10 protein-coding genes are annotated in these 13,488 nt (G+C 48.3%); 3 read left to right on the forward strand and 7 right to left on the reverse strand.

Features of this window, described 5'->3' with window-relative positions; translation table 11 throughout:
- The first annotated feature begins 9 nt into the window (after window positions 1-9).
- Entirely contained in the window at window positions 10-714 is a 705-nt protein-coding gene (locus AABA75_RS20920; protein WP_338294681.1) for a substrate-binding periplasmic protein, read from the forward strand.
- Here the strand turns inward: AABA75_RS20920 and AABA75_RS20925 are convergent.
- Together AABA75_RS20925 and dcm are read right to left on the reverse strand one after the other, a co-directional pair.
- Window positions 711-986, reverse strand: coding sequence for a TMEM165/GDT1 family protein (locus tag AABA75_RS20925; protein WP_338294682.1), 276 nt, complete (start codon window positions 984-986; stop codon window positions 711-713). The two genes, AABA75_RS20920 and AABA75_RS20925, sit on opposite strands and share 4 nt — an antisense overlap.
- A 29-nt stretch (window positions 987-1,015) precedes the next feature.
- Complete coding sequence (gene dcm, locus AABA75_RS20930) at window positions 1,016-2,383, reverse strand: DNA (cytosine-5-)-methyltransferase (RefSeq protein ID WP_338294683.1); 1,368 nt, start codon at window positions 2,381-2,383, stop codon at window positions 1,016-1,018.
- 238 nt (window positions 2,384-2,621) lie between these two features.
- Between dcm and AABA75_RS20935 the strand changes: the two genes are divergently transcribed.
- Together AABA75_RS20935 and AABA75_RS20940 are read left to right on the forward strand one after the other, a co-directional pair.
- Window positions 2,622-5,147 (forward strand): TonB-dependent receptor, encoded by a 2,526-nt coding sequence (locus tag AABA75_RS20935; RefSeq protein ID WP_338294684.1) that lies wholly within the window; start codon window positions 2,622-2,624, stop codon window positions 5,145-5,147.
- 464 nt (window positions 5,148-5,611) lie between these two features.
- Window positions 5,612-6,691, forward strand: coding sequence for a murein transglycosylase domain-containing protein (locus tag AABA75_RS20940; protein WP_338294685.1), 1,080 nt, complete (start codon window positions 5,612-5,614; stop codon window positions 6,689-6,691).
- On the opposite strand, the gene AABA75_RS20945 is transcribed toward AABA75_RS20940, so the two are convergent.
- The 5 genes from AABA75_RS20945 to AABA75_RS20965 all read right to left on the reverse strand — a co-directional run bounded on the left by AABA75_RS20945 (window position 6,688) and on the right by AABA75_RS20965 (window position 13,443).
- Window positions 6,688-6,933: a YfhL family 4Fe-4S dicluster ferredoxin gene (locus AABA75_RS20945; protein ID WP_338294686.1), complete on the reverse strand. Its 246-nt coding sequence runs from the start codon at window positions 6,931-6,933 to the stop codon at window positions 6,688-6,690. The genes AABA75_RS20940 and AABA75_RS20945 overlap by 4 nt on opposite strands.
- Window position 6,934: 1 nt before the next feature.
- The gene (gene yegQ, locus AABA75_RS20950; protein WP_338294899.1) at window positions 6,935-8,332 is read right to left on the reverse strand and encodes a tRNA 5-hydroxyuridine modification protein YegQ; all 1,398 of its coding nucleotides are present in this window, start codon (window positions 8,330-8,332) and stop codon (window positions 6,935-6,937) included.
- 139 nt (window positions 8,333-8,471) lie between these two features.
- Window positions 8,472-11,555: an efflux RND transporter permease subunit gene (locus AABA75_RS20955; RefSeq protein ID WP_338294687.1), complete on the reverse strand. Its 3,084-nt coding sequence runs from the start codon at window positions 11,553-11,555 to the stop codon at window positions 8,472-8,474.
- Entirely contained in the window at window positions 11,552-12,628 is a 1,077-nt protein-coding gene (locus AABA75_RS20960; protein ID WP_338294688.1) for an efflux RND transporter periplasmic adaptor subunit, read from the reverse strand. The genes AABA75_RS20955 and AABA75_RS20960 overlap by 4 nt, the downstream gene beginning before the upstream one ends.
- Before the next feature lie 221 nt (window positions 12,629-12,849).
- Window positions 12,850-13,443 carry a hypothetical protein gene (locus AABA75_RS20965; RefSeq protein ID WP_338294689.1) on the reverse strand — a complete coding sequence of 198 codons (594 nt, stop codon included), beginning with the start codon at window positions 13,441-13,443 and terminating at the stop codon, window positions 12,850-12,852.
- Window positions 13,444-13,488: the final 45 nt, after the last annotated feature.

A 13,488-nucleotide genomic window follows, 5' to 3' on the forward strand; every position in this document is an offset into this window, starting at 1 on the left:
AGCCCATAGATGAAAAAACAGCTCTGTTTTTTGTTGCTACTTTCCTGTTTCTGCAAGGCGGAATCCCTTGTAGTGGCAACGGATGTATGGCCTCCCTACACAACAGAGCAAAGCAATGGGCTTTACGAAGCACTTTTTAAAAAAGTGTACCCAAACTTAGAGGTGCAGTTTGTTTACAGTGATTACGCGCGCACTAAAGCCCTACTAGTACAAGGTAAAGCCGATCTGTGGTTAGGTGCTTATAAAGACGAGGAGGACTACGCTATTACTCCTCATGAGGCTATGGATGCCGATTTTGTCTATGCCATATACCTTACCAGCCGATACCCAAACCAACCTCCCGAGTATCAAAATGCGCCCGCAGTATGGCTGACAGATTACCTCTACGATCAGTATTTTCCGCAATACAATCTACAAGGTTACGAAGTGAATGACATCGTTACAGCTTTTCGCTTACTCAGGGCAGAAAAGATCCGTTTTATCCTCAGTGATGATTCGGAAATGCTGGATTTAATGGCAACTGAAGGCATCAGCAATGAAGGCCTGACATGGATTCGATTTGGCGTGTTACCCCTGTACCCAGCTTTTGCTGAAACCCCGCGCAGTGCGGCATTGATACAACAATGGGATCACACATTGGCACAGCTCAAAAGCAATGGCGAGTTGGCAAAGCTATTTGAGGAGTTTGGACTATTGTCGGAATATCCCTTTTAGCCTGCCGTATAAAGGGTATAAACACCAATCAAAATAAACCCAACCCCCGCAACATACTGCAAATACTTAGGATTGATATATTCACTCAATAACGTCCCGGCCAGTACACCAATGGCAGAGGCGACAATTAACGCCGCAGAAGCCGCGAAAAACACCGTATATTTACTCACGGCTTTATCTGCAGCAAATAGCATGGTGGCCAGCTGCGTTTTATCCCCCAGCTCGGCAATAAATACCGATGCAAAGATTGTGAAGAAGATTTTCCAGTCCATGATTTTCCCCGTATCATTTTATTTGAGCTTTAGGCAACATTGGCAGATTTTGCAATTTGCACCGCATTGAGGATACGAGGCTCCATAAGTTTTGCCACCGCTTCGAATACCGGTACCACAACGGAATTACCAAACTGCTTATAGGCCTGCGTATCTGAAACGGGAATTTTAAACTGGTTTTCCCCGGGTTTAGAAAAGCCCATTAAGCGAGCACACTCTTCAGGCGTCAATCGCCTTGGACGGTTTCCGCTTTCAAGTTGCTCTTCAAAGGATCTGTTGAAGTCCCAGCCGCGATCCACCAGGATCTCTGAACCGTCTTTGTAGTAACGTGCAGAGAGCGTACGTGCCACACTATTATTGTTCACCAGTCCAAAGCCAAAACCATTGCCCTTAGCTTTATGCTTTTGAGCATAAGTAAAAAGGTATTGCCAAAGCTTTGGAGTCAGTACGTATTTACTATCAACCACCTCAGAAAGCAATGAACCTAACGAAACAGATTGTTTTGGGAAAAACCGCGCGATATCCGTCAAGCTAAAGCCCTGATGCACATTGAGATCTTTTCGAAACCCCACCAACACAATTCTCTCCCTGTGTTGTGGCAAGAAATGCTGCGCATCAATGATTTTCGGATCCTGTTTTCCCTGATATTGTTTATCAGCTACCTCGTAGCCCAGTTCATCAAGAGTTTGCAAAATAACTTCAAAGGTTTTGCCACCGTCATGGCTTTTCAGATTCTTCACATTTTCCAATACAAACGCCACAGGCTGCTTTGCTTTGATAATGCGAGCAACATCAAAAAACAGGGTACCTTGTGTCTGACACTCAAATCCATGGACGCGACCTAAGGCATTTTTCTTAGAGACACCCGCCAATGAAAAAGGCTGACAGGGAAACCCCGCCAATAACACATCATGATCTGGCACTTCACGATTAATATGCTGATAGGCCTGTTGTTCTGATATACCTTGTTGCTGCGACAAGGTAACAGAGCGAATATCACTATTAAACACGTGATGTTCAGGGTCACAATGATAATTAGCTTTGTAAGTACGCTGAGCAAATTTATTCCACTCACTGGTAAACACGCACAGGCCACCAACACTCTCAAAGCCCCTTCTTATTCCCCCAATACCCGCAAACAAATCAACAAATCGAAAAGCTGCGCTCTCTGGAGTTACCGATGTCTCTGGTAATAAATCGAGCAAATGTTGGTATTCGTGATGGGTAAAAGAAGGACTGGCCTTACCTTTAATCCAACGATTAATAGTTTCTCTGGCCCACTTACCCGGAGAAAACTGATTGAGATAATTGGCCAAAGACTTTTGATCCCATGATTGTAATAACTTGTGCAACAGTTCCTCATCGGAATATGAAGTTATTGAGGTTTGGTTTGGCATAAATGGAAGGTTCTGGGTCAAATGTGTGATCTACTATCACATAAACCATCTAGCTCGTCTATCAATGACAGATTGAAGGACCCGTAATTTAATATTAAGGATAAATTTTAAACCGTACAATCTTGGTTATATTATCACGTTACAAAAAGCACTTGATCTCAACGTTATATTATAACATCATCTGCAGCCAGCACTTAACATACCCAACAACTAAGTAATCATAAGGTTAAACAGAACCATGAAAACTGGCTTGAGAACCACACTTTCACTTGTTGCGATGGCCTGCAGTTTGCCATCTATTGCCGCAACTGTTTCCGGAACCGTTACAGATATCAATGGCAAGCCTGTCGTGGGTGCCACTGTTCTGGTTGAAGGCAGCTCAGTAAGAGCCACTACCGATGCAGACGGTCGTTACACGCTCAACAATGTTTCCGATGACCGCGCCCATGTGCATGTGTATTCTGCGAAGCACGTGCACGGTGACAAGGAAATTTTAAATCCTGATGCCAACCACACAGCGGATTTCGTATTGCGTCCGGCTATTATTGAAAACGTTACTGTTACCGCCAATGCGCTTGAGCGCTCGGTGCTGGAATCTACCATGCCGGTGTCGGTATTGGGCGGAGAAGAGCTGAAGCGAAACCAGGCTGCGACCTTGGGTGACACCCTGAAAAACTTGCCGGGCGTACACAGCACCTATTTTGGTCCGGTGTCTTCCAGCCCGGTGATCCGCGGTGCTGATGGCCCACGCGTGAAAATCGTGCAAAACGGCCTGGACAGCTCAGATGCTTCTCGCGTAGGTCCTGATCACAATGTGGCAGCAGACGGTACCAGCGCCACTCAAATAGAGGTGCTACGCGGGCCCGCCACATTACAATATGGTAATGGCGCCATTGGCGGCGTGGTAAACGTGGTAGACAACCGCATCCCACGTTATGTGCCAGACAGTGTCGAAGGTGAAGCCGAATTGCGCTACGACTCGGTATCTGACGAAGAGTTTGCCCGTATTGATTTAAATGCCGGAACCGGCAATGTTGCATTCCATTTTGATGCCTTTGACCGCCAAACGGACAACTACGACATTCCCGGTTATGCGGAAAGTGAGCCGCACGAAGGCGAGGAACCGGGAACATTGTCGAATTCTGCCATTGATACCACGTCCTACACAGCAGGCCTGTCTTGGGTGAATGACAAAGGCTATGTGGGCTTTTCAGTGCAACAACTGGACAATCTCTATGGCGTGCCGGGACATGCTCACGGTCATGAAGATGAACACGGACACGAAGAAGAGCATGAAGAAGATCACGCTGAAGAGCACGGCGAAGAAGAAATCGTTAACCTCAATGTGGATATGCGCCGCTATCAGATAGCAGGCGAGTTCTTATCGCCTTTTACCGGCGTAAGCAAAATCAAGTTTGCCAGCGGCTTTACCGACTACGAACACGTAGAAATTGAAGCTGGCGAAATCGGTACCACCTTTATCAATGAAACCGATGAGCACCGCATTAGTCTTGAACACGAAGGTCTTGCTGGCTGGCACGGTGTATTGGGTTTGCATTATAGCAATACCGATTACGCGGCCATTGGCGCTGAAGCGTTCACTCCCCCCAGTGAAACTGACAGCTTTGCCATGTTTCTAATCGAAGAAAAACAGTTCGGTGATGTTACCGTGCAGCTGGGTATTCGTTACGATGCAACCGATATCGACCCAATTGATTCAATTACCTTGGAAAACTTGCATATTGAAGAAGAGCATCACGACGAAGAACACGAAGAAGATGAGCATGAAGGTGATGAACATGACGAACACGAAGAGCACGAAGAAACCGTTACCCTGAATCTGTTCGAGCAGTCTTTTGAGTCTTTATCTTTATCGGCAGGGGCCAACTGGCAATATCAAGAAGGTCGCTCTGTAGCCCTGTCCTTGAGTCATTCAGAACGCGCTCCCAGTCACCAGGAACTGTTTTCAGCGGGCAACCACATCGCCACTCGAACATTTGATGTGGGTACCTTGTACAGCATCAATGAGCACGGTGAATTTGGACCGGCTTTACAACAGACCGAAGAAGAAATCTCCACCAACCTGGATTTGACCTTCCGCAAATTCGATGGCGATTGGGGTTACACCGTCAGCTTGTTCTACAACCAGGTAGATGATTACCTGTATCAGGCCGATACCGGACTATTCGCCGAGGACAGTCATGCCCATGAAGAAGATGAGCATCATGAGGAGGAGGAGCATGATGAACACGAAGAGCATGAAGGCGACGAGCATGGTGATGAGCACGGCGAAGAGGAAGGCACTCCGGTGTTTGTATTCCAGCAACAGGACGCGACCTTTTATGGTATCGAAGCTGAATTATACAACAAACTCAGCGACAATCTGACGCTGAAAGTATACGGCGATTACATTCGCGGCAGTTTAGATCACGCGGTTAATGGTTCGCGCAATCTGCCACGTATTCCGCCCATGCGCATTGGTGCAGAGCTGGATTTCGACTGGAACAACTGGTATGGCGATGTGGGCGTGACCTGGTACGACGATCAGACGCGTGTTTCTAATTTCGAAACAGCCACCGATGGTTACACCCTGGTTAACTTCAGTGTTAATTATCGTCAAGCCTGGCAAGGCGCAGATTGGGTGTTTTACCTGCGCGGTAAAAACCTGACGGATGAAGAAGCCCGCGTGCATACTTCATTCTTAAAAGACCTTGCTCCACTGCCTGGTCGCAGTTTCGCTGTAGGTGTTAGAGCGGAATTTTAATGCCGCTCAGCTACAAGACAAAGCGAGGCGCTTAATCCACGGTAAAAAGGCATCAGAATTCTGGTGCCTTTTTATTTCCGGCGCTCGTTCTAAAGAGTGTTGGTGGTTTATCAAATTATACCAATCAGCATTAATGATCCCCATCTGGCGCGTTACCACCAGCCACAATTTAATAACTCTACACAAAAAAACCTTGCATCTTTTGTTATGATATAACATTATTAACTCATCGCTTTGATAGCTCACTAAAGTAGTCCGTGAGTGAGCCTGAGCCACCAGTTTTCTCATGTTGGGTATGGGGAAAACAAAGGCACCAGATAATCGCATTGATCTGGTGCCTTTTTTATTGTTTTAATAATAATTCCACTTATCTTCATTTTACTTAAATGCGCCGAATCCAATACAGCATACTTTGCTTTCTCATATCCCTGCTGCTCAGTTCTTGTACACATACGGATCGCGCCATGCTGTTAAAAGCCTCACAAACAGGTGATATCCGTCAGGTGGCAGAGTCTTATGCCAGACAAAAAGCCGTACAATATCAGAATAACCCGCAAGCCCTGATTTACGATTTAAAAAACCTAAAAGAACTACTAGATGAATTGCGCGGTAAGGCTAAGGATAAGTGGGGCGAAGAAGATACTGAAATTCCTGATAACGACACCTACGTAAAATACACACAAGACTATCAGGCCAGAGCCATCATTGATTTTCGCGCAGGTTACGTAACGGTAGAAACCATCAATGCACAGGACTATAAGACTCAACTCAGAGAAGCCATTATTACCACCCTGCTAACTACTGATGATCCCAATTCTACTGATATCTTCAGCGACGAAACGCCGCAATTTACTGGCGAACCCTTTTTGCATGGCCAGGCGCTGGATCAAGATGGGGTGGCTATCCGATTTCCCTGGCGCGCAGGGCGCTTTGCCGAGTATTTACTGGCCACACAGCTAAAAACCGATTCCACGGAAGCGGGCCAGCAACACTTTGTTACCTTTCCCTTGGTATCTGACCATCATGTCTTGCGCAAAAAACAATATGCTAAATATGTGCTGGCGGCGGCGTCACGCTATCAGGTGCCCGCCGATTTAATCTACGCCATTATCGAAACAGAAAGCAGCTTCAACCCATTTGCGGTAAGCTCCGCTAATGCCTATGGTTTGATGCAAATTATACCTGCCTCTGCAGGCAAAGATGTGTACACCCGCATCAAAAAACGCAATGACCAACCCACTCAGTCGGTATTGTTTCGCCCGGAAGAAAACATCGACATTGGCACCGCCTATTTACATATTCTGGATGATATTTACCTGAAGAACATCAGCAATACACTTAGCCGTGAATACGCCACCATCTCCGCTTACAATGGCGGCGCGGGCAATGTATTTAAAACCTTCAGTAGTAATCGGGAGCGGGCAACCAGTGCAATCAACAAACTCAGCGCCAGCCAGGTATACGAAAAGCTGCGCCATCAACACCCCAAAGCAGAAAGCCGCCGCTATATAGAGAAGGTACTGACCTTTAAACGCCAGTATTAAGCAGTAAGCGCCACGTATTTAATGGCTAACTCATCCAGTGTTTCCTGATTATCCGGGTCGACGCCAATGCATCGTATTGGGCAAACACTGACACAGGTTGGCGCATCGTAATGACCAATGCATTCGGTGCACTTGGCCGGGTCGATTTCAAAAATTTCGGCCCCCATGGTTATGGCCTGATTAGGGCACTCTGGCATGCACATGTCGCAGTTAATGCAGGTTTCTTTGATTTTTAATGCCATATCACACCTCGACCAACGATTCGGATTTAAACGGATTACGGGTATTGGTACCCGCATCCAGATTTCTTAACAACAACGCAAAATCCAGCGGACCATCAACGGGCACCGGAATGCGTACCTGATGGCCACTGCCTGGCGCTACTGATACCTCGGCACCAGATTTATCCAGCATGCTTTGCAAACAAAAGGTTTGATTTCCCTGAGGTGTCATTAGCTCTAATGAGTGACCCAGTGCAAACTTGTTTTTCACCTCAACAATGGCAAATCCCGTCTGCTCACAACGCCCGAGAATTTCCCCCACAAACTGCTGTTTGTCGCTGACGGAGCTGCCGGTGTGATAATTTTGATATTCACTGTGAGTATGACGACGCAAGAAGCCTTCGGTGTAGCCGCGGTGCGCTAAAGTTTCAAGGCTGGCCATCAGGGCATTATCGAAAGGCTTGCCCGCAAGCGCATTATCAATGGCCTGACGATAAACCTGAGCCGTTCGAGCACAGTAATAATGGGATTTAGTACGCCCTTCAATTTTTAGAGAATGCACCCCCATTTCCACCAGCCGGGGAACGTGCTGGACGGCTCGCAAATCTTTGCTGTTCATAATGTAAGTGCCGTGTTCATCTTCAAAGGCAGGCATAAACACGCCCGGCTTTTCTTTTTCTTCCAGCAAGTACACGTCTTTTACAGGCTCACCTGTACCCAGGGTAGGCTCCACTATCTCAGGCTTGTGTTGATGCACGATGTCGCCGCTTTCAGTTTCTTGCCCCGGCTGCACATCGTATTGCCAGCGGCACGCATTGGTGCAGGTGCCTTGATTGGGATCTCGCTTGTTCATATAACCGGAAAGCAAACAGCGCCCGGAATAGGCCATACACAAGGCACCATGAACGAATACTTCCAATTCAGTATCAGGCACTTTTTGTCGGATCTCAGCAATTTCTTCCAGGGATAATTCCCGAGACAGGATCACGCGCTCTATGCCTTGTTTGGCCCAAAACTGCACACTGGCGTAATTAACGGCATTGGCCTGCACGGAAAGATGTATCGCCGTATCAGGGAAGGCTTCACGCACCAACATGATCAAACCAGGATCAGACATGATCAACGCATCTGGCTGCATGGCAATTACAGGCTCAATGTCTTTCAGGTAGCTTGTCACCTTGCTGTTGTGGGGCGCGATATTACTCACCACATAAAACTTTTTCCCTGAGTCGTGGGCTTCCTTAATACCTACAGCAAGATTCTGGGTGTTAAACTCGTTATTGCGCACCCGAAGCGAATAGCGCGGTTGACCGGCATACACCGCATCCGCACCATAGGCAAAGGCATAACGCATGTTGCGCAAACTACCCGCAGGCAATAACAATTCAGGAGAAAAAGAAGAACTTTGCAATGCAGAAATCCGCCCAAAAATTAAACAAGGGCGCGCATTTTAGGGAGTTAGCTTGTGGGGCTCAATGCCAGAGTGAGCAAAGTCTCACAAAGTTTGATCTGGATCATAAAAGCTCGCTCGACGTATCGAGCGAGCCGATTAAAAACAATCAGGATGCGGTAGCAGGCTCAGCGCTGGTGACGCTTTGTTGTTCTGTTTTGCTTTTGCCCAACTGCAACAAGCTGGGCAAAAAGATCAGAGTAAAGAAGGTGCTAACACTCATACCGCCCACAATTACCGCAGCAATACCGCGATACAGTTCGGCACCCGCTCCTGGTATAAGCAGCAGCGGCAACATGCCAAATAAACTGGTGAGTGTACTCATCAAAATAGGACGCAAGCGCAAACGCACTGCCTGTTCCACCGCTGCCACTCTGGCCATCCCCTCCCGCTCAGCAACACGGGTTTGATAGACCAGCAGGATGGCGTTATTCACCACCAACCCTAACAAGATGATAAAGCCAATCATGGTGAGTAAGTCCAGTGGCTGGAAGCCTGTTAACAGATCCGTCAAGCGTAGCGACGCAATTCCACCCACCGTGGCCAGCGGGATGGTCATCACCACCAGCAAACTGTCTTTGAAGGAGCGGAACAAAGCTGACATTAATAAATACAAGATAACCAACGCCAACAAGAAACTCTGGCTCATGTTCTTTATGGCTTCGGTAAGGGCTTCTGCAGTACCGCGATAGGTCACGGCACCTTCATCCCCTAATAGCGTTAAGACTTTGTCGTCCACCTCAGCTTTCAAAGTGGCAATGGCCTCTTCCAGCGACAAGTCATCCGGCGGTGTTACCTGTAAGGTAATTGTGCGTTTTCTGTCGACGCGACGAATTTGACCGGGACCTGCAGTACGGGTTACTTCCGCTAACGCTCCCACCGGCTGCACCCCACCGGTTGGCGTGAACAGGGGCATAGAGGCTAACTCTTCCGGGGTACTCCATTCTTCAGCCCGCAAGAAAATATCCAGGCGTTTTTGGCCATCAAAATAGTCACCCACATAAAGCCCATTCCCCAAGGAGCGGCTTATTTGCGACATTTCCTTACGGCTCCAGCCAGATTCCGCTAGTTTGCGCTCGTATGGCAATAAGCGCAGCTCGGGTTCCGCCAGATTCAACCCTGGCACGGGTTGCGCTTGCGCGCCGGGCAATGCCTGCATAACAGCACCAAAGCCCACGCGAGCGGCGTTGAGCAATTGCTCTTCATCGTTGGCCTGAATATCAATGTCGATGCGACGGCCACCGCCTAACCCCTGAAAGATTTGCGATTGCTGTGCGAAAGCAATGGTATCCGGGAAACCTGACAGTATTTCTGAGTTTAGAATGCCCAGCAACTCCTGGATGTCGTCAGGATCTTCTGCACGTCCCCCCATAAAACCAAAGGTACCAAATATCCCTAACCAGTCATGGGCTACCTTAGGTTCTTTTTCGCCAGTGAGATAAGGATCCATGCGCTCATTGATAACATCTACCATTTCGTGTTTGCCCGCTTCGATACTGAGTCCTGGAGGTGGCAACATGAAGGCACCAAACTGATTCTCATTGCCTTTGGGCAGATAATCCATTTTCGGAAACAACAGGTAACTGGCCACAATGGCAAAGCCCAACAAGCCAAATACCCAGCCAAAACGCTTGCGATTAGTACCGGTAATGCGCATTACGCCTTTGGTGATGTTATCCCACCAATGGTCGTGGGGATCTTCAGAATTAATAGTTTTAAGCAGCTTGGTAGAGGCCGCCGGGATCACCGATACCGCCACCAGCAAAGACGCCACCACCGCCACAGAAATTGCAATGGCCAGGTCGGCAAACAATTGTCCTGCCACATCTTCCAAAAAAGCAATTGGTAAAAAGATAGCGACAGTCGTTGTGGTGGAGGCCAATAATGCACCCCACACCTGAGTGGTACCTTTAAATGCGGCATCACCGGTTTTAGCACCGTGCTCCCGCATTCGCACGATATTTTCTAAAACCACAATGGCCGCATCCAATACCATACCCACGGCAAACGCCAGCCCCGCCATGGAGATAATATTCAGACTACGCCCCATCACATCCAGAGCAACAAAGGTAACGGTTAACGAGATGGGAATGGACAAGGCCACCGCTAATGTGGCTTTGAACTTGCGCAAAAACCACCATAAGATAGACACTGCCAGGATAAAACCCAGCAACAGGTTATTGCGCACCAAGGCCATGGAGTCTTCGATATAGATGGTTTGGTCGTACATCTGCACCATTTCCAGACCTGCACGAGCAAGCGGACCCTCATTGAGTTCTCTCAAGACCTTTTTAAGCCCTTCATCTACCTCCATGACATTTACGCCCACTTCCGCTTGAGCGTTCATGGCAATAGCTGGTACACCGTCTAACGTAAGTACCCCAAAGCGCTCGCCCAGCATAGCCTCAACCCTGGCCACATCACGCAGTAAAATCGGGGTATCGTCCCGCCACTCCAGGATCATGCCTTCCAAATCTGGAATATCGTACTTACCATCAAAACGCAGGGTGTATTTACGTCGACCAACGTTTTTAAAACCACCAGAGGAATCGGTATTACCACCTACCTTGGCGGCGATTTCAGGAATGTTTAGCCCCAGAGCAGCGACTTTATAAGGATCGAAAGTCACCCTAACCTCAGTGGGTAAGCCACCAAAGGCATTGGTTTGGGAAACGCCAGGTACCCGCTCGAGTCGCGATTGAATCACATCTTCCACAAAATCCTGATAGCTTTCGATGGGCCTGTCGTTACCGGGCAATACGTGCAAACCAAACCAGGCAATCGCATCAAAAACCGAATCACCGCCCACCGCCAAGATTGGCTCGTTGGCATCGGGAGGATAAAAAGGCACCTGATTAAGGGCATTCATAACATCAATCAATGCGCGATTCAGATCGGTACCGGTTTTATAGCGCAGCACAATGGTGCCATTACCTTGCGAGGCATTGGACTCCATGGTTACCACGCCCTGCAGACTCTTGAGCACATCTTCCTGGGGCTCAATGATCTCCGACTCAATCTCTTCCGGGGCCGACGCACGCCAGCTGGTATTAATAACAATCTGTGGCTGTTCCACATCAGGAGTCAATTGAATAGGCAGACGCGTTAAGCTCAACACGCCAAATAAGAGTATCAGTAATATCCCTACCACAACGGCAGTAGGATTATGGAGTGAGGCTGCTGTTAATTTCATTGGCTAATCAAACTCGCATTGTTATCTCGCACCATGACTTGTTGTCCTGGTTGCAAGCGTTCAGCGCCGCGAATAACTATCTTATCGCCTGGCTGAACGTCACCGCTTATCTCTATCCATTGTTCAGTTGCAATACCGGTTTGTACCATCACTTGCTCGGCTTTGTCTTCAGCGCCAATGCGAAACACACGGGCACCATCGCGACGCAGAACTAATGCGTCCCGGCGCACTGCCAAGACTTCTTTTTCCGCTCCTGAAGGCACTTTTACCGTAACGTCCAGTCCCACTGGCCACTTATCTTCCACCACTTCGGCGCGTACTTCCACCAGGCGGGTGCGATTGTCTGCCACTGGCACAGCCGTGCGCACAATGGCGTTTCCTGTACCTACAGACGAAGTAAAGCTGATAGTTTTACCCGGTACCACATGAGCCAGAGACGCCACAGGAACACGAGCACTGACTTCAAGGTCAGTTGTTTGTACTAAACGCACCACTGCCGTGCCTGGTGCCACTAATTCACCCACATCCGCCAGACGTTCCATTATGATGCCATCGAAGGGGGCCTGCATGTTTTGATAGGACTGACTTAACTCAATGCCATCCAATAAGGCTTTGTTTTCTTCCACTTCTGCTTCGGCCTGATCACGGGAAGCCAGAGTGCGATCCAGCTCTGTTTTAGAGCTTAAATCTCGCTCTGCCAGCGAGCGAAGCCGTTTTACTTCACTATTGAGGAAGGCCAGATTCGCTTGAGAAGATTTTAATCGGGCCGATTGCTCGGCATGACGAAACACCAAGGAAGGGTCGCGTATCACGGCGAAGGTATCGCCCACACTGACTTTTGTCCCCACCTTGGCTACTTCGATAAGTTGCCCGGCAACCCGTGCGGCCACCTGTGAGTCATTTTGGCTGACGATTGCCCCGGATACGGAGCTCAGGGGCGCCAGCATTCTCTGCTGTGCGGCTTCAACGTTTACGGGCGTAGGACCAAACTGCGCGTTGGATAGCGTACTGAAGATGATCAGACTCCCTGTAATTAGTCCTGTAACCAGGTGACGATGTAATGAGGTCCTCACGCGCTATCTCCTTGATAATTCATTGTTTGTGCTTGCTAAAGGGCAGGAAAACTTCCAGAGGCGCCATTCTACGCTGGCTTGCAGCGTATGTGAAAAGCAATCTGTAACCTGTTGTTACTAATTAACCAGAGCGTGTTACTTTTTGTAGTACAACAAAGCGCAACTCACTCTAGTATAGTAACGAATCACTGTGACAGAAATAGACAGGGGTAAAGCAATGATTATTGCTCGCCGTATCCCCACGGGGCTTCGGGCGGCTCTACTGGCTTGGTTAAATCAAAATCCACCTGAAATTCACGCGCTGGTCTTATCAGTCGGTAACTGAAGGTTTGTGGATAAATCATCATCTGCCAGGTGTTATCAACAGAAGCCGGGATCCCCTGTTTAACGAAAAGCTCTTTAGAATAGGCATCAGCCGGGAAAGATTGCAGTTGGGGCCAACCGCTATCCACCGTATGGCCACCATACATAGTAGACACATGATAGCTACCATCTTTGTTGCGATGGTCGTGTTTTAACATTAGTCCCGCGCCAGTATTAGTGATAATCCAGGTGCGAGAGGCATCTTCACCTATGTGAAACGGGATTTGGATCTCCGTATCACTGCAATAGCGCACATGCATGACCAGCTTCTGTCCAACGCCAAAGCCGTCATCTTCAGTCTCTTTGACTATCTCTCCCTCAAACGCCTTGCCGCACAAAGCACTCAGATTTTGCCAATAGGCTGCCTGATTTGCGGTGGATACCAGCGGCGCAGGGCTGGCAAAAACCGATGCCGAAAACGCCAAAAGGCCGGCGAAGATTAATGATTTCATGAGGTTAATTCCGTTTAAAAGAAAGGAGTATTTAAACAAGAAAGT

Origin of the sequence: Planctobacterium marinum (genome assembly GCF_036322805.1) — a bacterium.
GTDB lineage: Bacteria > Pseudomonadota > Gammaproteobacteria > Enterobacterales > Alteromonadaceae > Planctobacterium > Planctobacterium marinum_A.

Coding starts and splice junctions, on each gene's coding strand:
- AABA75_RS20925 (WP_338294682.1), bottom strand. CDS start 986: ATGGACTGGAAAATCTTCTTCACAATCTTTGCATCGGTATTTATTGCC.
- AABA75_RS20955 (WP_338294687.1), bottom strand. CDS start 11,555: ATGAAATTAACAGCAGCCTCACTCCATAATCCTACTGCCGTTGTGGTA.
- dcm (WP_338294683.1), bottom strand. CDS start 2,383: ATGCCAAACCAAACCTCAATAACTTCATATTCCGATGAGGAACTGTTG.
- AABA75_RS20945 (WP_338294686.1), bottom strand. CDS start 6,933: ATGGCATTAAAAATCAAAGAAACCTGCATTAACTGCGACATGTGCATG.
- AABA75_RS20965 (WP_338294689.1), bottom strand. CDS start 13,443: ATGAAATCATTAATCTTCGCCGGCCTTTTGGCGTTTTCGGCATCGGTT.
- AABA75_RS20940 (WP_338294685.1), top strand. CDS start 5,612: ATGCTGTTAAAAGCCTCACAAACAGGTGATATCCGTCAGGTGGCAGAG.
- AABA75_RS20920 (WP_338294681.1), top strand. CDS start 10: ATGAAAAAACAGCTCTGTTTTTTGTTGCTACTTTCCTGTTTCTGCAAG.
- AABA75_RS20935 (WP_338294684.1), top strand. CDS start 2,622: ATGAAAACTGGCTTGAGAACCACACTTTCACTTGTTGCGATGGCCTGC.